This is a genomic window from Gottfriedia acidiceleris (assembly GCF_004138285.1).
GTDB classification, from domain to species: Bacteria; Bacillota; Bacilli; order Bacillales; family Bacillaceae_G; genus Gottfriedia; species Gottfriedia acidiceleris_A.
In genome coordinates this window covers 16,912-41,108 of the sequence record NZ_SCFN01000004.1, presented here as the reverse complement: position 1 = coordinate 41,108, position 24,197 = coordinate 16,912, and the positions used below count along the sequence as shown (strand labels likewise).

Annotated in this window: 17 protein-coding genes; all 17 read left to right on the top strand. The window is 33.1% G+C overall.

The features are described 5' to 3' along the window. Positions 1 to 122 precede the first annotated feature (122 nt). The 17 genes from topA to EP747_RS06765 all read left to right on the top strand — a co-directional run bounded on the left by topA (position 123) and on the right by EP747_RS06765 (position 24,049). On the top strand, positions 123 to 2,198 hold the full coding sequence (gene topA / locus EP747_RS06845) for a type I DNA topoisomerase (protein WP_129689144.1): 2,076 nt from the start codon (positions 123 to 125) through the stop codon (positions 2,196 to 2,198). A 307-nt stretch (positions 2,199 to 2,505) separates the two neighbouring features. Then, complete coding sequence (gene trmFO / locus EP747_RS06840) at positions 2,506 to 3,810, top strand: FADH(2)-oxidizing methylenetetrahydrofolate--tRNA-(uracil(54)-C(5))-methyltransferase TrmFO (RefSeq protein WP_129689143.1); 1,305 nt, start codon at positions 2,506 to 2,508, stop codon at positions 3,808 to 3,810. 64 nt (positions 3,811 to 3,874) lie between these two features. Further along, positions 3,875 to 4,774 (top strand): tyrosine recombinase XerC, encoded by a 900-nt coding sequence (xerC, locus tag EP747_RS06835; protein WP_129689142.1) that lies wholly within the window; start codon positions 3,875 to 3,877, stop codon positions 4,772 to 4,774. A 47-nt stretch (positions 4,775 to 4,821) separates the two neighbouring features. Continuing rightward, on the top strand, positions 4,822 to 5,367 hold the full coding sequence (gene hslV / locus EP747_RS06830; RefSeq protein WP_056470870.1) for an ATP-dependent protease subunit HslV: 546 nt from the start codon (positions 4,822 to 4,824) through the stop codon (positions 5,365 to 5,367). Positions 5,368 to 5,378: 11 nt separating this feature from the next. Then, positions 5,379 to 6,770: an ATP-dependent protease ATPase subunit HslU gene (hslU, locus tag EP747_RS06825; RefSeq protein WP_129689141.1), complete on the top strand. Its 1,392-nt coding sequence runs from the start codon at positions 5,379 to 5,381 to the stop codon at positions 6,768 to 6,770. A gap of 87 nt (positions 6,771 to 6,857) precedes the next feature. Continuing rightward, positions 6,858 to 7,637 carry a GTP-sensing pleiotropic transcriptional regulator CodY gene (gene codY / locus EP747_RS06820; RefSeq protein ID WP_056470865.1) on the top strand — a complete coding sequence of 260 codons (780 nt, stop codon included), beginning with the start codon at positions 6,858 to 6,860 and terminating at the stop codon, positions 7,635 to 7,637. 1,341 nt (positions 7,638 to 8,978) lie between these two features. Continuing rightward, positions 8,979 to 9,749 carry a FliA/WhiG family RNA polymerase sigma factor gene (locus EP747_RS06815; protein ID WP_268895589.1) on the top strand — a complete coding sequence of 257 codons (771 nt, stop codon included), beginning with the start codon at positions 8,979 to 8,981 and terminating at the stop codon, positions 9,747 to 9,749. Positions 9,750 to 10,327: 578 nt separating this feature from the next. After that, positions 10,328 to 11,026 (top strand): 30S ribosomal protein S2, encoded by a 699-nt coding sequence (gene rpsB, locus EP747_RS06810; protein WP_056470859.1) that lies wholly within the window; start codon positions 10,328 to 10,330, stop codon positions 11,024 to 11,026. A 128-nt stretch (positions 11,027 to 11,154) separates the two neighbouring features. Next, positions 11,155 to 12,039 carry a translation elongation factor Ts gene (gene tsf / locus EP747_RS06805; protein WP_129689140.1) on the top strand — a complete coding sequence of 295 codons (885 nt, stop codon included), beginning with the start codon at positions 11,155 to 11,157 and terminating at the stop codon, positions 12,037 to 12,039. Positions 12,040 to 12,135: 96 nt separating this feature from the next. Then, positions 12,136 to 12,858: a UMP kinase gene (gene pyrH, locus EP747_RS06800; protein WP_069034511.1), complete on the top strand. Its 723-nt coding sequence runs from the start codon at positions 12,136 to 12,138 to the stop codon at positions 12,856 to 12,858. A gap of 2 nt (positions 12,859 to 12,860) precedes the next feature. Next, positions 12,861 to 13,418 (top strand): ribosome recycling factor, encoded by a 558-nt coding sequence (gene frr / locus EP747_RS06795; RefSeq protein WP_129689139.1) that lies wholly within the window; start codon positions 12,861 to 12,863, stop codon positions 13,416 to 13,418. A 188-nt stretch (positions 13,419 to 13,606) separates the two neighbouring features. Further along, positions 13,607 to 14,386 (top strand): isoprenyl transferase, encoded by a 780-nt coding sequence (locus EP747_RS06790; RefSeq protein ID WP_129689138.1) that lies wholly within the window; start codon positions 13,607 to 13,609, stop codon positions 14,384 to 14,386. A gap of 17 nt (positions 14,387 to 14,403) precedes the next feature. Beyond that, positions 14,404 to 15,192 carry a phosphatidate cytidylyltransferase gene (locus EP747_RS06785; RefSeq protein WP_129689137.1) on the top strand — a complete coding sequence of 263 codons (789 nt, stop codon included), beginning with the start codon at positions 14,404 to 14,406 and terminating at the stop codon, positions 15,190 to 15,192. Positions 15,193 to 15,225: 33 nt separating this feature from the next. Continuing rightward, on the top strand, positions 15,226 to 16,377 hold the full coding sequence (dxr, locus tag EP747_RS06780) for a 1-deoxy-D-xylulose-5-phosphate reductoisomerase (RefSeq protein ID WP_129689136.1): 1,152 nt from the start codon (positions 15,226 to 15,228) through the stop codon (positions 16,375 to 16,377). A gap of 13 nt (positions 16,378 to 16,390) precedes the next feature. Then, the gene (rseP, locus tag EP747_RS06775) at positions 16,391 to 17,647 is read left to right on the top strand and encodes an RIP metalloprotease RseP (RefSeq protein WP_129689135.1); all 1,257 of its coding nucleotides are present in this window, start codon (positions 16,391 to 16,393) and stop codon (positions 17,645 to 17,647) included. Positions 17,648 to 17,916: 269 nt separating this feature from the next. Further along, on the top strand, positions 17,917 to 19,614 hold the full coding sequence (locus EP747_RS06770) for a proline--tRNA ligase (protein ID WP_129689134.1): 1,698 nt from the start codon (positions 17,917 to 17,919) through the stop codon (positions 19,612 to 19,614). Positions 19,615 to 19,738: 124 nt separating this feature from the next. Beyond that, positions 19,739 to 24,049: a PolC-type DNA polymerase III gene (locus EP747_RS06765; protein WP_129689133.1), complete on the top strand. Its 4,311-nt coding sequence runs from the start codon at positions 19,739 to 19,741 to the stop codon at positions 24,047 to 24,049. The last annotated feature ends 148 nt before the right edge of the window (positions 24,050 to 24,197 follow it).

The window sequence follows — 24,197 nt, the reverse complement described above, 5'->3', positions numbered from 1 at the left end:
AAAATCAAAAATATAAATTGAACTCTTCTTATTATGAATCTATTTGAGAATACATAAGAATAAAAGAAAGAAATAAGGAATACAGAGAGTAATGAATAGGAAACTCTCAGGAGGCTTAAAAGATGGCAGAAAATTTAGTTATAGTGGAGTCCCCTTCAAAGGCTAAAACAATAGAAAAGTACTTAGGTAAAAAATTCAAAGTAATCGCATCAATGGGACATGTTCGAGATCTACCTAAAAGCCAGATGGGGATTGAAATAGAAAACGATTACAACCCAAAATACATAACAATCCGTGGAAAAGGTCCAGTTTTAAAGGATTTAAGATCTGCTGCGAAAAAAGCAAAAAAAATCTATCTAGCAGCCGATCCAGATCGCGAAGGTGAAGCAATAGCATGGCATATTGCGAATACACTCAATATCGATACATCATCGGATTGTCGTGTAGTGTTTAATGAAATTACAAAAGATGCTATTAAAGAGTCTTTTAAAAAACCTAGACCAATTAATATGAATTTAGTAGACGCTCAGCAAGCAAGACGTGTACTAGATCGTTTAGTAGGGTATAACATAAGCCCATTACTATGGAAGAAAGTGAAAAAGGGCTTAAGTGCTGGTCGAGTTCAATCTGTGGCTCTTAGACTGATCATCGAACGAGAAAAAGAGATTGAAATCTTCCAACCTGAAGAATATTGGACAATTAAAAGTAAAGCTTTAACAAAGAAAGAAACATTTGATACTACTTTTTACGGAGTGAATGGTAAAAAAGTGGAATTGAATTCAGAAACTGACGTGAAAAATGTTTTATCACAAATTAAAGGTGATCACTTCGAAGTTCTAAGTGTTACTAGAAAAGAACGTAAACGTAATCCAGCAACTGCATTTACTACTTCCTTATTACAGCAGGAAGCAGCTAGAAAATTAAATATGCGTGCAAAGAAAACGATGATGATTGCACAGCAATTATATGAAGGAATTTCCCTAGGTAGTGGAGGACAGGTCGGATTAATCACATATATGAGAACTGATTCAACTAGAATATCCGATGTTGCGGCTGAGGAAGCAAAATCTTATATAATTGATACTTATGGTGCAGATTTTGTTGCCACTAATAAAAAAAGTGAAAAAAAATCAGATAAAGTACAAGATGCACACGAAGCAATTAGACCAACGTCAACTTTACGTTCGCCTGATACAATCAAAGCACATGTTAGCCGTGACCAATATCGTCTTTATAAATTAATATGGGAACGATTTGTTGCTAGTCAGATGGCGTCAGCAGTACTCGATACGGTTAAAGTCGACTTAATTAATAATGATGTAATATTTAGAGCTAATGGGTCAGTAGTAAAATTCCCTGGTTTTATGAAGGTGTATATAGAAAGTAATGATGATGGCACAGAAGAAAAAGACCGTATCCTTCCACCGTTAGCAGAAGGTGAAAAAGTTAAATTAGAAGATCTATTACCTGAACAACATTTTACTCAACCACCTCCACGTTACACGGAAGCTAGATTAGTAAAAACTCTTGAAGAGTTAGGAATAGGTCGACCATCAACATATGTACCAACTTTAGAAACGATTCAGAAACGTGGATATGTTTCACTAGATAATAAACGATTTGTACCTACTGAACTAGGTCAAATAGTATTTGATTTAGTCGTTGAGTTTTTCCCAGAAGTAATTAATATTGAGTTTACGGTTCAAATGGAAGGTGACCTTGATAAAATTGAAGACGGCAATGTGAACTGGATTCAAATCATCGATCAATTTTATAGAGGTTTTGAGAAACACTTAGAAATAGCTGAGAAAGAAATGCAAAAAGTTGAAATTAGAGATGAACCTGCTGGTGAAGACTGTGAAGTATGTGGAAACCCGATGGTATTTAAAATGGGCAGATACGGTAAGTTCATGGCGTGCTCAAACTTTCCAGATTGCAGAAATACAAAAGCAATCGTAAAAGATATTGGTGTCAAATGTCCTACATGTAAAGATGGGAATATAATTGAACGTAAATCGAAAAAGAATCGAATATTCTATGGATGCACGAATTATCCTGAATGTGAATTCTTATCATGGGATAAGCCAATTGCGAGACCATGTCCGAAATGTGAAAACTTATTAGTTGAAAAGAAAATGAAAAAAGGTATTCAAGTTCAATGTGTTTCATGTGACTACAAAGAGGATCAACAAGTGTGATCAATTATTTTGCTCACATATAGACTGCCAGCAACAACGCTTGCTTTCTTCTTTCATTCGCCTGCTGAGCTGCTTATTACCGTTTAGGTTAACTTTAGTTCCTTATCAGGATTCGCAACTCGAAAGTCAAACGTTTTCAATCAGTCTGAAATTCATATTTCCTGAGACTTTGTCCAAATAAAAGTGTGAGCAATTAATTTGCTCACTTTTACTTTTCATATCAACTTTTAATTAAGAAATCTTTAAGAAAAAAATAATAAAATATTATTACGTAATTTTGATTGAATCAGCGTAGAAGGAGTTAACAATGAAAGAACAATTTATTAATGTAATTGGAGCAGGTTTAGCAGGAAGTGAGGCCGCTTATCAAATCGCAAAAAGAGGAATTAAAGTACATTTATACGAGATGAGACCAGTTAGACAAACACCTGCTCATCATACTGATAAGTTTGCTGAGTTAGTTTGTAGTAATTCACTAAGAGCGAATACATTAACGAACGCTGTAGGTGTATTAAAAGAAGAAATGAGAAGATTAGATTCAGTTATTATTCGTTCTGCTGATGAGTGTGCTGTACCAGCAGGTGGTGCGTTAGCTGTAGACCGACATGAGTTTGCTAGCCGTGTAACTGAATATGTAAAAAATCATCCAAATGTAATTGTGCATAACGAAGAAATGACTAAAATACCTGAAGGTCCAACAATAATCGCAACAGGACCTTTAACATCACCTGAGTTATCACAGCAATTAAAAGAATTAACGGGTGAAGATTATTTCTATTTTTATGATGCAGCAGCTCCAATAGTAGAAAAAGAAAGTATTGATTTAAATAAAGTATATTTAAAATCAAGATACGATAAAGGTGAAGCAGCTTACTTAAATTGTCCAATGACCGAAGAGGAATTTGATCGTTTTTATGAAGCATTAACTACAGCAGAAACAGTTCCTTTAAAAGAATTTGAAAAAGAGATTTTCTTTGAAGGTTGTATGCCAGTTGAAGTAATGGCTAAACGTGGAAAGCAAACATTATTATTTGGACCAATGAAACCAGTAGGCTTAGAGGATCCAAAGACTGGTAAGACGCCGCATGCAGTTGTACAACTACGTCAGGATGACAGTGCTGGAACTTTATATAATATAGTAGGATTCCAAACGCATTTAAAATGGGGCCCTCAAAAAGAAGTATTACAATTAATACCTGGTCTAGAGAATGCTGAAATTGTACGTTATGGTGTAATGCATCGAAATACGTTTATAAATTCACCGAAACTATTAGAGGCAACATATCGTTTTAAAGGTCGCAGGGATTTATTCTTTGCTGGTCAAATGACTGGGGTTGAAGGTTATGTAGAATCTGCAGCATCTGGATTAGTAGCGGGAATAAATGCAGCTAGATTCGTAATGGAGAAAGAGTTAGTCGAATTCCCAGCAGAAACTGCAATTGGAAGTATGGCTAATTATATAACGACAACAAGTGCAAAACATTTCCAACCTATGAATGCTAATTTCGGTCTGTTCCCTAAGCTTGATGTGAAAATTAAAAGAAAACAAGAACGATATGAAGCTTATGCAAACCGTGCATTAGAATCAATTATGAATTTTGTAGAATGTTAAGAAAATAAATTGCAAATAGCTACTTAATATGTTAGTATGTAGTGGCTTGTGAGGAGAAATTACCTTGAATATTAAAATATTGTGTCAATTATTCATTCAGTATTTACAATTAGAGAAAAACTCTTCACAATACACATTAAATAGTTATAAAAAAATTGTTGAACAATTTCTAGTTTTTATGGAGCAACAATCCATTATTTCATTTTCTTCAGTTACTTATTCTGATGTTCGTCTCTATTTAACAACTTTGCATGACAAACAGCTATCAAGACGGACAGTCTCAAAGCATATTTCTTGTTTAAGAAGTTTCTATCGTTTTCTTATGAGAGAAAATGAAGCAAAAGAGAATCCTTTTGTATTAGCGTCACTTCCTAAAAAAGAAACTATGATACCAAGATTTTTATACAAGGAAGAACTTGAAAAACTATTTAAGATTAGCGATCTAGATACGGAACTTGGACAAAGAAATCAAGCTCTTTTAGAATTGCTATATGCTACCGGAATCCGAGTAAGCGAAGGCTGTAATTTGAAATTAAAAGACATAGATTTTCAAATTGGGACTATTTTAGTAACAGGCAAAGGGAATAAACAGCGGTATATTCCCTTTGGCAGTTATGCAGAAAAAGCACTTCATACATATATAGAAGATGGCCGAAATAGACTGATAGTAGCTAACAAGCAAATGAATGACGATCTTTTTTTGAATCACCGTGGTACAAAACTAACGGCAAGAGGTGTACGTGGTATATTAGAAAAAATGATCAAAGATACTTCGTTGACTAATAAAATCTATCCACATATGTTAAGGCATACCTTTGCTACGCATATGCTTGATAACGGTGCTGATATTCGTAGTGTTCAAGAATTACTTGGCCATGAGAATTTATCATCTACTCAAATCTATACTCATGTAACGAAGGAAAGATTACAAAAGGTATACAATTTACATCATCCTAGAGCATAAATTCGCTCAATTTTAGAAATTAATCGACATTTCTAAGGAGGATTCACATGTCCAATTTTCATGCTACAACGATTTTCGCAATCAGACACGATGGAAAAAGTGCCATGGCTGGCGATGGCCAAGTAACTTTTGGAAATGCAGTAGTAATGAAGCATACTGCAAGAAAAGTTAGAAAGCTTTTTAATGGTAAAGTATTAGCTGGTTTTGCAGGATCTGTTGCAGATGCATTTACTTTATTCGAACTTTTTGAAGGCAAGTTAGTTGAATATAATGGTAATATTCAACGAGCTGCTGTTGAATTAGCAAAAAAATGGAGAACAGATCGAGTATTACATAAACTTGAAGCATTGCTAATTGTAATGGATCATAATTCATTATTATTAATTTCTGGTACTGGTGAAGTAATTGAGCCTGACGATGGAATTCTTGCAATCGGTTCTGGAGGGAATTACGCTCTTGCAGCAGGCCGTGCACTAAAGGAAAACGCAGGGGAAAATCTTTCAGCAAAACAAATTGCATATGCTAGTTTAAAAACTGCAAGTGATATTTGTGTGTATACGAACGGAAATATAATTTTAGAAGAATTAGAATAGGAGAGTGTATTATGAGTACTTCTTTCACGCCTCGTCAAATTGTTGAAAAACTTGATCAATATATTGTTGGACAGCAACAAGCGAAAAAAGCAGTAGCAATTGCACTCAGAAATCGATATCGTAGAAGTTTACTTGAAGAGTCATTCCGTGATGAAATTTCACCAAAAAATATTTTAATGATTGGACCAACAGGTGTTGGTAAAACTGAAATTGCTAGAAGGATGGCAAAACTAGTTGGCGCGCCATTCATAAAAGTTGAAGCTACCAAATTTACAGAAGTTGGTTATGTTGGTAGAGATGTAGAATCAATGGTTCGCGATTTAGTCCAAACCTCTATTCGGATTGTAAAAGAAGAGCGTATGAATAAGGTGAAAGATCAAGCTGAAAAAAATGCGAATCAAAGATTAGTAAAACTTCTAGCACCTAGTATGAAAAAACAAGCTTCATTCAAAAACCCACTTGAGATGCTTTTTAATCAAGATTCACAAAACTCGAATGCTGAGCAAGAAGAGAATGACACAGAATTAACATCTAAAAGAAGAAATATAGAATTTCAACTATTATCTGGAAAACTAGAAGAAGATCTTGTGTCTATTGAAGTAGAGCAACAACAAGCTCCGATGCTAGATTTTATGCAAGGAACTGGAATGGAACAAATGGGAATGAACTTCCAGGAGTCATTAGGTAGTCTATTTCCAAAGAAAACTAAAAAAAGAAAACTTACTGTTAAAGAAGCTCGTAAGATTTTAACGAATGAAGAAGCTCAGAAATTAATCGATATGGATGAAGTAACACAAGAAGCAGTTTATAGGGCTGAGCAATTAGGTATTATTTTCATTGATGAAATTGATAAGATTGCAAGTAAGCAAAATTCTACTCAAGATGTTTCGAGAGAGGGCGTACAAAGAGATATCTTACCAATCGTTGAAGGAAGTACAGTTGTGACAAAATATGGACCTGTTAAAACGGACCATATTCTATTTATTGCAGCTGGTGCATTTCATATTTCAAAACCTTCAGATTTAATACCTGAATTACAAGGTCGCTTCCCGATTCGTGTAGAATTAGGGAAACTATCTGTTGAAGATTTTGTTCGTATTTTAGTTGAGCCTGATTTTTCAATTATTAAACAATATAAAGCTTTATTGTCTACAGAAGGTATACAAATCGAATTTTCTGACGATGCTATACGTAGAATAGCAGAAATAGCATTTGAAGTTAATCAGACTACAGACAACATAGGCGCAAGAAGATTGCATACTATTATGGAAAAGCTTCTTGAGGACTTATCGTTTGAAGCTTCTGAAATTCAAATGGGAACAATTATGATTACACCACAATATGTAAATGAAAAGCTCGCAAATATTGCAAAAGATAAAGATATAAGTCAATTCATTTTATGATTTAGCTAAAGAATACTTTTGAATTCAGTCATTGAGTTCCAAGAATTTCAAAGGAAACGTACAATTAAATAGGAGGCATTTAGAAAGATGCAATTATTAGAAAAAACAAGAAAGATTAATAAGTTATTACAACAATCTGCAGGTAAGCCAGTAAACTTTAAAGAAATGGCAGATACATTAGAAGAAGTTATTGAATCAAACGTATTTATTTTAAGTCGTAAAGGGAAATTATTAGGTTACGGTCTACACCAAAAAATCGAAAATGAGCGTATGCAAAAAATGTTCAGCGATCGCCAATTCCCTGAAGAATATACACAAAACCTATTTAATATTAATGAAACATCATCAAATATAGACATCAACAGTGAGCACACTGCATTCCCTGTTGAAAATAAAGATTTATTTTCTGGCGGTTTAACAACTATTGTACCAATTATCGGTGGTGGTGAGCGCTTAGGTACTCTTGTTCTAGCTCGAATTAATCATGATTTTGAAAATGATGATTTAATTTTAGCTGAATATGGCGCTACAGTAGTAGGTATGGAAATTCTACGTGAAAAAGCAGAAGAAATTGAAGAAGAAGCTAGAAGTAAAGCTGTTGTACAAATGGCTATTTCATCACTTTCTTATAGTGAATTAGAAGCAATTGAACATATTTTTGAAGAATTAAATGGCTATGAAGGTTTATTAGTAGCAAGTAAAATTGCTGACCGAGTTGGAATTACAAGATCTGTTATCGTAAATGCACTACGTAAATTAGAAAGTGCTGGTGTTATCGAGTCTAGATCGCTAGGAATGAAAGGTACTTATATTAAAGTACTAAATGATAAATTCTTATTAGAGTTAGAGAAATTAAAATCTAACTAATTAATAAAATCACATCTTAAAGAAGACTAGAAGATAAATTTTAGTTTGAACCTTTTCTCAATGAATAATTGGGAAAAGGTTTTTTTGTCTTTATTAAATTAAAAAATGGTTAGAAATATATGTGTTTTTATATTGGAATAAAAAGATTAGTTAAATAGAGACTATTTTCTTATTTTGTTTAAATGATATATATAGACGAATTGGAAATTATGGTATGATTAAAAAATATTTACTTGATTATAGTGATAAAATAAAATAATTATTCGTTTTTTTTCGAATACAATTTTGAGAGGGAATTAGATAATAGAACTGTAATGGTATTTTCTACTTTAATACTGTTGGGTGTTTCCAAATATATTGTTGTTTTTTAGTATATGTTAGTTTATTTTCATTCAGATACATACTCTCCTGAAGACGAAAAAAGAAGTACAGTATTTAATTAGTAGGCAGAATTTCTAGATCTATACTATTTATTATTTTCTGTCTTTTTATACCCTACTATCTTTAGCCTTAACCCTTTTTTTATGTCTACCTCGTTAGCTTTATAAATTTTTGTCATAATCAGTTAATTTACTAAACAACAAATATTCAATAAATGCTACCTTTTTAATTGTATAAAAATAAAGAATTTTGTACTGTTTAAATTTGTTCTTTATTAAGTATAAATAAAATCAGGTTATCCAAAAAAATAATCTATTATATTAATAATAGAATTCTGGAATACAGGAACAATTATTTTGAAAAAAAGAAATAAATTATTATTTTTTATTGTGCTAAATAAAGTTTCACATTATTTTAAAGAATAGGTGAATAAATTAAAGAATTTTAATAATATAATTTTTAAAAGGATAGAAAAGTGATCAATTGAGTTATTGTTACAACATAAGCATTTTGAGACTAAGTATATAAAATGATACAAACATATGATGCTTATGCATGCGAATTTGATTGATTCGTAACGAATATTGAATAAAATTAATAGATTCATATTTATTACTATTTAGCCATTTAATAGTAGGGAAATTGAAAGGCTAAATAGTCATAAAAGATGAATTTGGATGAATCGATTCTAGATTTATTGTAATCTCCTATTGATAAATATTTGATAAGAACGAAAAGGTAGCTTGCCCGATTTATGGGAAATCGTGGAAATCGAAATAATCTTCTTATTTAATTGAGAAATTCTTATTCAATAGCACGAATAAAACTTGTGTAAAGTTTAATTCTCTTTATTAAAATGATACCTAAAAATTTAATTTTCACCAAAAACTTAATATTTAAAAACAAATTGTCAATCAAGTATTAAACATAATATGGTAATTCGCTGAGGTGAAAGACGTGTTGCAAGTTCAAAAAAATGTTTCACAAAGTTATTGGAAAATGTGGATTGAAGATCGTGATTTAGATGCTGGAGATGCGTTAATGCGGATTTATATGCCACTAGTTCATTTCCAAGTAAATCGTATAGCTCAAAGATTACCTTCAAATGTCAGCAGAGATGATTTACACAGTTTAGCAATGATGGGTTTATATGACGCACTAGAGAAATTTGATCCGGAAAGAGATTTAAAGTTTGAAACATATGCTTCAATTAGAATAAGTGGCAATATATTGGATGGTCTTCGTAAAGAAGACTGGTTACCTAGATCAATTAGAGATAAGGCAAAAAAAATTGATTGTGCAATTGAAAAGTTAGAACCGGCTCTTCAACGAAAAGCTACACCTGAAGAAATAGCACAGTATACAGGTTATACTTCGATGGAGGTTGTTAATGTCATAAATGATGTGTTTTTCGCTAATATGTTGTCTGTAGATGAACAAATTAAAGATGCTGGAGATGGACAAGTTAATTTTATTCATACAATAAAAGATCATGAAACATTAACACCAGAAGAAATGCTACTGAAAGATGAACAAATAGGGCTGCTTGCCAATACGATTGTTACCGAATTAAATGAGAAAGAACAGCTAGTAATAAGTTTGTACTATCATGAAGAATTAACTTTTACTGAAATTGGAACAATTATTAATTTATCGACTTCTAGGGTTTCTCAGATCCATGCTAAGTCTATTTTTAAATTAAGGGACCTATTAGTAAAAAATAATACATAGGAACTTTGTAATTTCTACATTGAATTACATTTAGAAATAATAGGAGAAATTCTATGGATTTAAGATTAATTATTTATATTTGAGTAGTGGAAATCAGCCTCACATTACTTACTTTATTGACTATTTCTTTTTTAACAATTTTATAGAATATGAAGAAGAATTCGATAAAGTTGAATAAATTAACAAAAATTCCCAATACTGATAAAGATTCAGTAATTGGGTCAGTTGAATTCTCCATTCTAAATCATTAAATTTATTGCAGTCATTTGTTAATCATTTAATGTGGAAGAATAGATCAAATCTCAAATTCGAATAATAGCAGTTCGATGATCTAAATAATAGACTTTCTATGGATGAAAATGGAAGATGGATTTATATAGAGAAAAGGAAAAGTAAACATTGTTGAAACTTCGACAATAATTTCTCATTTTCTCTTGATAAATAATGATGTATATGCTATAGTAGTCCATGGTGTTATTACACACGCTTGCCGATTTTCTTATTGGTGCTACCCAGTTTGGGAGTGATAGGAGAAGAAGACGTGAGCGGAGGAAAAAGAACCATTAGGAGGAAATAAAATGTCAGTAATTTCTATGAAGCAATTATTAGAAGCTGGTGTTCACTTCGGTCACCAAACACGCCGTTGGAACCCAAAAATGAAACGTTACATCTTCACTGAGCGTAACGGTATCTACATCATCGACCTACAAAAAACAGTTAAAAAGGTTGAAGAGTGTTACAACGTAATGAAAGGTATCGCTGCTGAAGGTGGAAACATCCTTTTCGTTGGTACTAAAAAACAAGCTCAAGAAGCTATTAAAGATGAAGCAATCCGTTCTGGTATGTACTTCATTAACCAACGTTGGTTAGGTGGAACGTTAACAAACTTCCAAACAATCCAAAAACGTGTTAAACGTTTAAAAGATATCGAAAGAATGCAAGAAGATGGCACATTTGAAGTGTTACCTAAGAAAGAAGTTATTCAACTTAAAAAAGAATTAGAACGTCTTGAAAAATTCTTAGGCGGAATCAAAGACATGAAGCAACTTCCTGATGCATTATTCGTTGTTGATCCTCGTAAAGAGCGTATCGCTGTTGCTGAAGCTCGTAAGTTAAACATTCCTATCATCGGTATTGTTGACACTAACTGTGATCCAGATGAAATCGATCACGTTATTCCAGCAAACGACGATGCTATTAGAGCTGTAAAACTTCTTACATCAAAAATGGCAGATGCGATTCTTGAAGCGAAACAAGGCGAAGAAACAACTGCTTAATGAGAAATTGAAAGGTGATAAGAGGTTTTAGCCTTTTATCACCTTTTTTTAAGGTTAAAATAATCGAAAATTGTTTACCTTATAAAACGATTGAATAAAATAAGCTTACATATAGGAGATGAAATATTATGGCAATTACTGCACAAATGGTAAAAGAATTACGTGAAAAAACTGGCGCTGGTATGATGGATTGCAAAAAAGCATTAACTGAAACTGAAGGTAACATGGACAAAGCAATCGACTACCTTCGTGAAAAAGGTATCGCAAAAGCTGCTAAAAAAGGTGACCGTATCGCTGCTGAAGGTTTAACTTTCGTTGAAGTAGCTGGAAACGATGCAGTACTAATCGAAGTAAACTCTGAAACTGATTTCGTTGCGAAAAACGAAGGTTTCAAAGAATTAGGATCTGTTCTTGCAAAACATATCGTTGCTAACAAACCTGCAACTGTTGAAGAAGCTTTAACACAAACAATGGAAACTGGTGAAACTGTTGAAACATTCATCAACCATGCAATTGCTAAAATCGGAGAAAAAATCTCATTACGTCGTTTTGAATTAGTTTCTAAAACAGATGCTGACGCATTTGGTGCTTACTTACACAGTGGCGGTCGTATCGGTGTTCTTTCAGTTGTAGAAGGAACAACTAAAGAAGATGTTGCTAAAGACGTATCTATGCACATCGCTGCAATCAACCCTAAATATATCTCTCGTGATGCTGTTTCTCAAGAAGAAGTTGAGCATGAGCGTGGAATTTTAACTCAACAAGCATTAAACGAAGGTAAACCTGAAAACATCGTTGCTAAAATGGTAGAAGGACGTATTGGTAAATACTTCGAAGAAATCTGCTTATTAGATCAATCTTTCGTTAAAAACCCAGACGTTAAAGTAGGTCAATTCGTAAAAGCTGCTAACGGAACTGTTAAATCTTTCGTTCGTTATGAAGTTGGAGAAGGCTTAGAAAAACGTGAAGATAACTTTGCTGAAGAAGTAATGAATCAAGTAAAAGGTAACTAATATAGTTACTTTGAATGAAAATAGGGGACACTATGTGTTCCCTATTTTTTAAAGAACGTAAATTAAATACATAGATGTACGTAAATGGAGGGTATTATGAGTAAAGCAAAGTATAATCGCGTAGTATTAAAACTTAGTGGTGAGGCACTAGCTGGCGGACAAGGATTTGGAATTAATCCATCTGTTATTAAATCAATTGCTGAACAAGTAAAAGAAATTGCAGAATTAGATGTTGAAGTTGCAGTAGTAGTAGGTGCTGGAAACATTTGGCGTGGTAAGACTGGTAGCGAAATGGGAATGGACCGAGCTACAGCAGACTACATGGGCATGTTAGGTACAGTAATGAACTCATTAGCACTTCAAGATAGTCTTGAAACACTTGGTGTACAATCTCGTGTACAATCATCAATTGAAATGCGTCAAGTTGCAGAACCATATATCCGTCGTAAAGCAATTCGTCATTTAGAGAAAAAACGTGTTGTAATTTTTGCTGCTGGTACAGGAAATCCTTATTTCTCAACTGATACTACTGCTGCATTACGTGCTGCTGAAATTGAAGCAGATGTTATTTTAATGGCTAAAAATAATGTAGACGGAGTATATTCAGCTGACCCATCAATCGATAAAACTGCTGTAAAATACGAAACTCTTACATATTTAGATGTATTAAAAGAAGGTTTAGGTGTAATGGATTCAACTGCATCTTCTTTATGTATGGACAATGATATTCCATTAATTGTATTCTCAATTATGGAAGAAGGAAATATTAAACGTGCCGTACTTGGCGAAAATATTGGAACAATAGTAAAGGGGAAATAAAGATGTCTAATCAAATCATTTCTTTAGCAAAAGAAAGAATGACAAAAGCTGTTTCTGCTTTCTCTAGAGAATTAGCAACAGTACGTGCTGGTCGTGCGAACCCAGCTATTTTAGATAAAGTTTTAGTTGAATATTATGGTGCTCCGACACCAATCAACCAAATGGCAAATATTTCAGTACCAGAAGCAAGATTATTATTAATTACTCCTTACGATAAAACAGTAATTAATGATATGGATAAAGCGATTCAAAAAGCTGACTTAGGCTTAAATCCTTCAAATGATGGAACTGTAATCAGAATTAGTTTCCCACCATTAACAGAAGAGCGCCGTCGCGATTTAGTAAAAGTAGTTAAAAAGTCTGCTGAAGATGCTAAAGTAGCTGTACGTAACATCCGCCGTGATGCAAATGATGATCTTAAAAAAGCAGAAAAAAATGGTGAAATTACTGAAGATGAATTACGTGGTCTTGTAGAAGACATTCAAAAACAAACAGATTCACATATCGAAAAAATCGATGGAATCACAAAAGAAAAAGAAAAAGAGATAATGGAAGTTTAATACTGCATTGCAAGGTATATCTTACTAGCGCTTAGAAAAATAATGAATTTTTCATATTATGCTATTACATAATTTCATTATTGCATTATAATTAAATAAACTAAGCGCTTTGAGTAAAAAGACCCTCTGTTTAAGGGGGTTTTTTTACTCAATGCTTTAATTAGATATACTTAAACGGAGGATTAAAGATGTTTAAATTAATTTCTTTTTTTAAAAGGAAAAAAGAAGAGAAAAATGTACCTCCAAGTTCGCAATTAAATGGGGTCGACGGAGTAATTCCTGAGCATGTTGCAATAATAATGGATGGTAATGGTAGATGGGCACAAAAGAGGAATCTACCAAGGGTTAAGGGACACTATGAGGGAATGAAAGTAGTTCGAAAAATTGCAAGAACTGCGAGTAAACTAGGCGTAAAGACTTTAACTCTATATGCTTTTTCAACTGAGAATTGGAAAAGGCCTAAAACTGAAGTAGAATTCTTAATGAAATTACCACAAGAATTTCTAGGTACATTTTTACCTGAATTAATCGAAGAAAATGTGCAGGTAAGATTAACTGGAAATAAAGAGCAATTACCAAGCTATACAACAGATGCAGTATTAAGGGCAGTAGAGGAAACTAAAAATAATACGGGTATGGTATTAAATTTTGCCCTAAATTATGGATCAAGAGACGAAATTATTTCTGCAGTTAAAAAGATTTCTTCTGATGTATTGGATAATAAAATAAATAAAGAAGAAATTAATGAAGACTTGTTTAATGGTTATTTAATGACTAGTGATTTTAAAGATCCAGATTTGTTAATTAGAACAAGTGGTGAATTAAGGATTAGTAATTTTATGCTTTGGCAAATTGCTTATTCTGAACTATATTTTACAGATGTATTATGGCCCGATTTTACCGAAGAATGTTTAATTGATGCGGTAAAAGAATATCAAAATCGAGCAAGAAGATATGGTGGTATTTAAGAAAGCGGTGAACGAACTTGAAACAGCGTATTATAACAGGAGTTATAGCTGGAGCATTATTTTTAGGATTAGTAATATTTGGTGAATGGCCGTTTGGTTTACTTGTATTTGCACTTGGCACAATCGGCTATTTTGAATTGATTAAAATGAAAAAGTTTAATTTATCTAGTGCACAAACTGTTCTTGGATTAATCTTAACATGGGTAGCAATTACACCAAATGACTTATCAAATAGGATTTTTCCTGTAGAAATCGGTAAAACTGAAATTTCAATAGTACTAATCCTTTTACTTTTATCATATACGGTAATTACAAAGAATACATTTACTTTTGAAGATGCTTCTTTTGTAGTACTAAGTAGTTTATATGTAGGATTCGGATTTCATTATATGTACGAGATGAGAAATATGGGAATTTCATACTTCTTCTTCCCATTATTCGTAATTTGGGCAACTGATTCGGGTGCATATTTTATTGGGAAAGCCACAGGTAAAACAAAACTTTGGCCAGATATTAGTCCTAATAAAACAATTGAAGGTTCGATAGGTGGAATTATTTGTGCTGTAGTAGTTGCAGTAATTTTATCGATTATGTTAACGTTAAATCATTCAATACTATATTTAGTATTAGTAGCTGTTCTTGTTTCGATTTTTGGTCAATTAGGTGATCTCGTACAATCTGCATATAAAAGGTACTACGGTGTTAAAGACTCAGGAAAATTATTACCTGGTCATGGTGGGATTTTAGACAGATTTGATAGTATCATTTTCACATTGCCAATAGTCTATTTACTATTTACATTATAGTATTAGTTTTTGTATTTAAGGAGACATATGAAAATGAAGAAAATCAGCTTACTCGGAGCAACTGGTTCAATCGGTATACAAACACTCGATATTATTAGAAATCAATCAAATGATTTTAAATTAGTCGCGTGTTCAGCTGGGAGAAATATTGATGAGTTATATAAGATTATTTTAGAATTTAAACCAAAACTAGTTTCAGTTGCAGGTAAAGAAGAGGCTGAAAAACTGACGAGCTTAGGCATCCCATCGGAAACTAAAGTGTTATATGGTGAAGAAGGTCTCATCGAAGTTGCAGTCCATGAAGACAGTACAATACTTGTTAACGCTGTTGTTGGAAGTGTAGGTTTAGTTCCCACTATGAAAGCAATCCAAAATGGTAAAACAATCGCACTAGCGAATAAAGAGACATTAGTAACAGCAGGCCATATAGTAATGGCTGAAGCAGAAAAATATGGTGTCTCAATATTACCAGTAGATAGTGAGCATTCAGCAATCTATCAATGTTTAAATGGTGAAAACCCTAGTGAAATACATAAATTAATCATCACAGCTTCAGGTGGTAGTTTTAGAGATAAAACAAGAGAACAATTAAAGGATGTTACAATTGAAGATGCTCTAAACCATCCAAATTGGTCAATGGGTGCAAAGATTACAATTGATTCAGCTACAATGATGAATAAAGGATTAGAAGTGATTGAAGCACATTGGCTATTTAATATGCCATATGAAAAAATTGATGTAGTACTTCATAGAGAAAGTGTTATTCACTCTATGATTGAATTCGATGACGGAAGTGTAATGGCACAATTAGGAACACCTGATATGAGAGTACCGATTGCCTATGCACTAAACTATCCTTCAAGAAAACCAATTAATAATCATAAGCCATTAGATTTAATTAAATTTGGGACACTTCATTTCCAAGAGATGGATTTTAACAGGTTTAAATGTTTGGATTATGCTTATCAAGCAGGAAAAGTTGGCGGTAGTTTACCAACTGTATTAAATGCAGCAAATGAGGAAGCGGTAGCTGCTTTTTTACAGAATAAAATATCATTCTTACAAATTGAGAATTTAATAGAAAACGCTCTTGAAAAACACAATGTAATAAGTAAACCTTCATTAGAAGAAATTCGTAACATTGATGATCAAACAAGACAATTCGTTTCATCACTAATAAAGTAAGGGTGGTAATTACATGAATACAGTTATAGCGTTTGTTGTAATTTTTGGCGCACTTGTATTTTTTCATGAACTAGGACATCTATATTTTGCAAAACGTGCTGGTATATTATGTAGAGAATTTGCAATTGGATTTGGTCCAAAGGTTTTCTCATTTTATCGAAATGAAACTACATACACAATAAGATTATTGCCGCTTGGTGGTTATGTTCGTTATGCTGGAGAAGATCCAGAAATGGTACAAGTAAAGCCTGGATCACATATCGGTTTACAATTTAGCTCAATCGGTGAAGTTACTAAAATTGTAGTTGATCAGTTTGATCGTTTCCAAGATCTTCGTTTTGTTGAAGTTGATTCAATAGATTTAGAGCATAAGTTAGAAATCATTGGTACTGAAGAAGGAACTGAAGGTGTATCAAAATTCAATGTAAATGAAAAAGCGTTCATTTATAGTGAAGGACAAGGTCACCAGATTGCTCCGTATAACCGACAATTTAATAGTAAATCAGTAGGAAAAAGAGCGATTGCCATTTTTGCAGGCCCAATGATGAATTTTGTTCTAGCTTTAGTGATTTTTATTTTATTGGGATTACTTCAAGGAACTCCAATAAATGATGCTAAAATTGGTGAATTACTTCCAAAAGGTCCAGCACAAACTGCTGGTCTAAAAGAAGGCGACATTGTTTTATCAATTGATAATAAAGAAGTTTCAAAATGGGCAGAAGTAGTTAAAATTGTTAGAGAAAGCCCAAGTAAAGAATTATTATTTAAAGTGAAAAGAGATAACAAAGTTATATCGATTCCAATCACTCCAAAATCAGAAACAATCGATCATAAAGTTAATGGTTTAATCGGTGTATATGCACCTGTTGAAAAGAATGTTTTTTCTTCGGTTAAATATGGTATAACTGAAACAATTGGATGGACAAAAGAAATTGTATTAGCAGTTGGTCATTTAGTATCTGGTCAATTCTCAATCAATAATCTTTCTGGTCCAGTTGGTATTTATCAAGTAACAGATCAAGCTGCACAATCAGGTATCTTCTACTTAATGAAATGGGCAGCATTTTTAAGTATCAACCTTGGTATTATGAATTTATTACCATTACCAGCTCTTGATGGAGGAAGACTAACATTTTTTGCAATAGAAGCATTAAGAGGTCGACCAATAGATCGCCAAAAAGAAGGTGTCGTTCACTTTATTGGTTTTGCGCTTTTAATGTTATTAATGATCATCGTAACTTGGAACGATATTAAAAGATTTTTCTTATAAGAAGCTCTGTTTAATTTAAACGTGTAATTTTATGAATTTTGTTTAAAGAATCCGCGACTTACTTGCTTATAAAACGGGCTTAGTGACATATTGATTGTCAATTAGCCCGTTTTAAGTGGGAGCGGATTCTTATCTTACAAAGCTCTTTTTTAGATTCGTTGTTTGTATGTATTGTTTCATGTAAATTTCAAGTCAATTACAACATCTATTTTTACAAAAAATTATTAAAAAGAATATAAGAATTAAAGAAAAATATGAGGTGAATCCTTTTGAAACAAAGTATCGTATATAGTCCAACTCTTCGTGAAGTACCATCAGATGCAGATATTAAAAGCCATCAATTATTATTAAGAGCAGGTTTTATTAGACAAAATGCATCTGGTATATATAGTTTCTTACCTTTAGGAAATAAAGTTCTTCAAAAAGTAGCAAATATCGTTCGAGAAGAAATGAATAATGCCGGTGCGATGGAAATGTTAATGCCATCAATGCAGGCACAAGAATTATGGGAAGAATCAGGTCGTTGGGATAATTTTGGTCCAGAACTAATGCGTTTAAGAGATCGTCACGGTAGAGGATTTGCATTAGGGGCGACTCACGAGGAAGTTGTTACTTCCATTATTCGCGATGAATTAAAATCATATAAAAAATTACCGATTACACTTTATCAAGTACAATCAAAATTCCGTGATGAAAAACGTCCTCGTTTTGGACTACTTCGCGGGCGTGAATTTTTAATGAAAGATGCATATTCTTTCCATGCATCACAAGAAAGCTTGGATGAAGTATATGATCGTTTATTTACAGCTTATAGCAACGTATTTACTCGTTGTGGATTAAATTTCAGAGCGGTTGTTGCTGATTCAGGAGCGATGGGTGGAAAAGATACGCATGAATTCATGGTATTATCTGACATTGGTGAAGATACAATCGCATTTTCAAATCAATCTAGCTATGCAGCAAATATTGAAATGGCGCCAGTTGTGACGAATTACGAACCATCTGATGAGAAATTAGAAGAAGTTCAAAAAGTAGAAACGCCAAATCAAAAAACAATCGATGAAGTAATTGAATTCTTAAACTTACCGATTGAAAAAAGCATTAAATCAATTATTTTCAAAGCAGATGAAAGTTTTGTATTAGTACTTGCTCGTGGTGACCACGAAATCAACGATATTAAATTAAAGAATTATTTAGGTGCACATTCAGTAGAGCTTGCTTCTAAAGAAGAAGTAAAAGAACTAATGAACTGTGAAATAGGATCATTAGGTCCAATTGGAGTAAAATCTGATTTACTAGTATTAGCGGATAATGCAATTAAAGGTATTGTAAATGGTTGCTGTGGAGCAAATGAAGAAGGCTATCACTACATTAACGTAACTGTAAATAGAGACTATAATGTTAAAGATTTCGTAGACTTAAGATTTATTCAAGAAGGTGACTTATCACCAGACGGTAAAGGAACTATTTCATTCGCAAAAGGTATTGAAGTAGGTCATGTATTCAAATTAGGTACAAAATATTCTGAGTCTATGAATGCAACATTCCTTGATGAAAATGGTAAATCGAATCCGATCATTATGGGATGCTATGGAATCGGTGTATCTCGTACATTAGCTGCAATTGTAGAGCAATATAATGATGAGAAAGGTATTGTATGGCCTAAAAATCTAGCTCCTTTTGATGTACATGTCATTACTGTAAATACAAAGAATGAAGAGCAAGTAAATTTAGCAGACGATATTTATAAAACATTAAAAGAGATTGGACAAGATGTATTATTAGATGACCGAAATGAACGTGTAGGTGTGAAATTTGCAGACGCTGATCTTTTCGGAATTCCTGTTCGTGTAGTTGTTGGTAAAAAAGCTGCAGAAGGAATTGTAGAACTTAAAACAAGAGATGGAGAAGTTAGTAAAGAAGTAGAAATTTCTAACCTTGTGAATGAAATAAATATGTTAAAATAAAATAAAAGTGGAAGCGACACCTTACGGGAATCGCACACAAATAAAAAGTACCTCTTATTTTTAGAGGTACTTTCGATTTTTTTTACACATATACTGCAATTTATATAATAAGGTTGGTGAAAAAATGGGACAAACACGTCAGGAGCGGTTTCAGCTATTATTAGATCAGCTTCAATTTCCCCAAGATATGAGAGACCTGTACTTTAAAAATGGGGAAATCGTAAATCTTGAAGTAAATAAAAGCGAAAAAAAATGGCAGTTTACTTTTAAAATAGAAAATGTTTTACCTTTTGCAACATTTCAAGTATTTGTAACAAGTTTATTAAGAACTTTTAAACATATAGCAGATGTTTCAGTTGTAATTAATACAGAAAATCCAAAAATAGATGAACAAAAGGTAATTGATTATTGGTCATTTATGATTCAATCTGTTGAATCGAAATCCCCTATATTACAACATATTGAATCTGCCCAACCTTCAGTTGAAAATAATAAAGTAATGATCGATTTAAATAGTCTAATTGAAGAGAATGCTTTTACAAATCGATACGTTCCTCAGCTGCAAGATTTATATCAAAAAGTAGGTTTTCCTAAGTTGTTTTTTGAGAATACGATAAAAGATAATGTTGAAGAAAAAACTGAGTTTCTTGAGAAAAAAGCTGAAGAAGATCGCAAGCGTGCGATGGAAGTACTTGTTGAATTAGAAAAGAAAGAAGCTGCTGAAGAAGCTGAAGGAGATGAGCCTCAGGGTCCTCTTGTTGTTGGATATTATATTAAGGAAACTGAAATTAATACGATCTCGTCAATCATTGAAGAAGAAAAACGGGTAGTTCTTCAAGGATATGTATTCGATTCTGAAATTCGTGAACTTAAGAGTGGCCGTGTCTTAATTACATTTAAAATAACTGATTACACGAGCTCGATACTAGTCAAAATGTTCTCTAGAGATAAAGAAGATATCCCAATGTTAAATAAAATTAAAAAGGGTATGTGGGTAAAAGTAAGAGGATCAGTACAAAACGATACATTTGTACGTGATTTAGTCATGATTGCAAATGATATAAATGAAATTACTCCAGATGAACGCAAGGACGAAGCAAAAGAAGGAGAGCGTAGAATTGAGTTACACGCTCATACACATATGAGCCAAATGGATTCAGTCGTTTCAGCAGGTGATTTAGTCAAACAAGCAGGTAAGTTTGGACATGAAGCAATTGCAATAACGGATCATGCAGTTGTTCAATCCTTCCCTGAAGCATTTGGAGCAGGTAAAAAACACGGTGTAAAAATACTATATGGCGTTGAAATAAATCTAGTAAATGATGGTGTACCAACAGCATATAATCCATCTCATATTTCATTAGAGGAAGCAACCTATGTTGTATTTGACGTAGAGACAACAGGTCTTTCTGCAGTTTATGATACGATCATCGAGTTAGCTGCTGTAAAGATTCATAAAGGTGAAATCATTGACCGATTTGAACGGTTTGCAAATCCACATCATCCACTATCTGCAACTACGATTGAATTGACGGGAATTACTGACGAAATGGTAAAAGATGCCCCAAATGTTGATGTAGTACTTCGTGAGTTTAAAGAGTGGATGGGTGACGATATACTAGTAGCTCATAATGCTTCATTTGATATGGGCTTTATTCAAATGGGCTTTAAAAAATATGAAATTGGAATTACAAATAACGGTGTAATTGATACGCTTGAGTTAGCTAGAACTTTGTATCCAGATTTTAAAAACTTTCGATTAAATACACTCTGTAAAAAATTCGATATTAACTTAACACAACATCATAGAGCGATTTACGATGCTGAGGCCACTGGCTTCTTACTCCTAAAAATGCTGAAAGATGCAGCAGAGCAGGATATGTATTATCATGACGAGCTAAATAATAATATGGGGAAAGGCGATGCTTATAAACGAGCAAGACCATCACATGCAACTCTATTAGCTACGAATGAAACTGGATTAAAAAACTTGTTTAAAATTGTTTCCTATTCTCATATCCATTATCATCATCGAGTTGCAAGGGTTCCTAGATCATTATTAGTGAAACATCGCGAAGGAATATTAGTCGGATCTGCATGTGATAAAGGTGAAGTTTTTGAGGCAAGTGTTCAAAAATCTCCTGAAGAAGCAGAAAAGCTAATGGAGTTTTATGATTATATAGAAGTAATGCCGCCAGAGACACTTTTACATTTAGTGGAATTAGAAATTGTTCGAAATGAACAACATTTGAGAGAAGTAATTTCAAAGCTTGTAAAAATGGCTGAAAAGGTAGAAAAAATTGTTGTTGGTACTGGTAACGTTCATCACTTACAAAAAGAAGACCAAATTTATCGAAAAATTTTAGTTGGTTCTCAAGGTGGAGCAAATCCATTAAATCGACATCGATTACCAGATGTTCATTTTAGAACAACTAATGAGATGCTATCTTCATTCGCATTTTTAGGAGAAGAAAAAGCAAAAGAAATAGTCGTAACAAATACTCAAAAAATTGCTAGTTTAATTGAAGATATTAAACCAATTAAGGATGACTTATATACTCCAAAAATTGAAGGTGCTGAAGATGAAGTTCGTGATATGAGCTATCAAATGGCAAGATCTATTTACGGAGAGCAATTACCAGAAATTGTAGAAGCCCGTCTTGAGAAAGAGTTAAAAAGTATTATTGGACATGGTTTTGCCGTAATTTACTTGATTTCGCATAAACTTGTAAAAAAATCATTAGATGATGGGTACCTAGTCGGTTCAAGGGGATCTGTAGGTTCATCATTAGTGGCGACCATGACAGAAATAACGGAAGTAAATCCACTTCCACCACATTACGTCTGTCCAAATTGTAAGCACTCTGAGTTTTTCAATGATGGATCTGTAGGTTCTGGATTCGATTTACCGAACAAAGATTGTCCAGAATGTGGTACTGCATATAAAAAAGATGGTCATGATATTCCTTTCGAAACCTTCCTTGGATTTAAAGGAGATAAGGTTCCTGATATCGATTTGAATTTCAGCGGTGAATACCAACCAACTGCTCACAATTATACAAAAGTACTTTTCGGTGAGGACTATGTCTATCGTGCAGGTACAATCGGGACTGTAGCTGATAAGACAGCATACGGTTATGTAAGAGGGTATGCAAATGATCATAATCTAAATTTACGTGGTGCTGAATATGATCGATTAGCTATGGGATGTACAGGTGTGAAAAGAACAACTGGACAGCATCCAGGTGGAATTATAGTAGTTCCAGATTATATGGACATTTATGATTTTTCACCGATTCAGTTCCCAGCTGATGATGTAAAGTCTGAATGGAAAACAACACATTTTGATTTCCATTCAATCCATGATAATTTATTAAAACTAGATATTCTTGGACACGATGATCCTACCGTTATTCGTATGCTTCAAGACTTAAGTGGAATCGATCCAAAAACGATTCCAACCGATGACCCTGAAGTTATGAAAATATTTGCCGGACCAGAACCTTTAGGCGTTTCAGAGGAACAAATAGGCTGTAAGACAGGTACTTATGGAATTCCTGAATTCGGAACAAAATTCGTTCGTCAAATGTTAGAAGATACGAAACCATCTACATTCTCAGAACTAGTTCAAATTTCTGGTTTATCACATGGTACAGATGTATGGCTAGGAAATGCATCTGAATTAATTAACAGTGGAACTTGTACACTTTCTGAAGTAATTGGTTGTCGTGACGACATCATGGTTTATTTAATATATCAAGGATTAGAGCCTTCATTAGCATTTAAAATAATGGAATCTGTTCGTAAAGGTAAGGGCGTACCTGCAGAGTGGGAAGAAGAAATGAGAAATAATAAAGTACCTGCTTGGTATATTGATTCATGTAAAAAAATTAAGTACATGTTCCCAAAAGCCCACGCTGCAGCATATGTTTTAATGGCAGTACGAATTGCATATTTCAAAGTTCACCATCCGATTCTTTATTATGCTGCATATTTTACAGTACGAGCTGAAGATTTCGATATCGAAGCAATGATTGCTGGTCCAAGTACGATTAAAGCTAAAATTGAAGAAATTGCGATAAAAGGATTAGATGCATCAGTAAAAGAGCGAAGTTTAATGACTGTACTTGAGTTAGCATTGGAAATGTGTGAAAGAGGTTATTCATTTGAAAAAATGGATTTATATCGATCAAGTGCAGATGAATTTTTAGTAAATGGCAACAAATTAATCCCGCCGTTTAATTCGATTCCTGGATTAGGGACGAATGCGGCTAAAAATATTGTTGCATCTAGAGAAGACGGAGAATTCCTTTCGAAAGAAGACTTACAACAAAGAAGTAAAATTTCAAAAACAGTATTAGAGTATTTAGATAAACAAGGCTGTTTACAAAACTTACCTGATCAAAACCAATTATCACTTTTCGATGGCTTTTAACAGTTTGCAAAACTTGGGAAATATGGTATAGTAGATACAGATGTAATTTAGCACGGGATTTTTTCTTGAAGAGCAGGGGCAACCTGCTCTTTCTTATTACCCTTATGACCCAATTCATCTCTTACGTAGTTTGGAACTTGAATTTTAA

Bases quoted from the DNA above. Each gene is read 5' to 3' on its own strand.
- rseP (WP_129689135.1), top strand. From the start codon at position 16,391: ATGAATACAGTTATAGCGTTTGTTGTAATTTTTGGCGCACTTGTATTT.
- tsf (WP_129689140.1), top strand. From the start codon at position 11,155: ATGGCAATTACTGCACAAATGGTAAAAGAATTACGTGAAAAAACTGGC.
- EP747_RS06765 (WP_129689133.1), top strand. From the start codon at position 19,739: ATGGGACAAACACGTCAGGAGCGGTTTCAGCTATTATTAGATCAGCTT.
- topA (WP_129689144.1), top strand. From the start codon at position 123: ATGGCAGAAAATTTAGTTATAGTGGAGTCCCCTTCAAAGGCTAAAACA.
- pyrH (WP_069034511.1), top strand. From the start codon at position 12,136: ATGAGTAAAGCAAAGTATAATCGCGTAGTATTAAAACTTAGTGGTGAG.
- trmFO (WP_129689143.1), top strand. From the start codon at position 2,506: ATGAAAGAACAATTTATTAATGTAATTGGAGCAGGTTTAGCAGGAAGT.
- codY (WP_056470865.1), top strand. From the start codon at position 6,858: ATGCAATTATTAGAAAAAACAAGAAAGATTAATAAGTTATTACAACAA.
- hslU (WP_129689141.1), top strand. From the start codon at position 5,379: ATGAGTACTTCTTTCACGCCTCGTCAAATTGTTGAAAAACTTGATCAA.
- EP747_RS06790 (WP_129689138.1), top strand. From the start codon at position 13,607: ATGTTTAAATTAATTTCTTTTTTTAAAAGGAAAAAAGAAGAGAAAAAT.
- rpsB (WP_056470859.1), top strand. From the start codon at position 10,328: ATGTCAGTAATTTCTATGAAGCAATTATTAGAAGCTGGTGTTCACTTC.
- hslV (WP_056470870.1), top strand. From the start codon at position 4,822: ATGTCCAATTTTCATGCTACAACGATTTTCGCAATCAGACACGATGGA.
- dxr (WP_129689136.1), top strand. From the start codon at position 15,226: ATGAAGAAAATCAGCTTACTCGGAGCAACTGGTTCAATCGGTATACAA.
- frr (WP_129689139.1), top strand. From the start codon at position 12,861: ATGTCTAATCAAATCATTTCTTTAGCAAAAGAAAGAATGACAAAAGCT.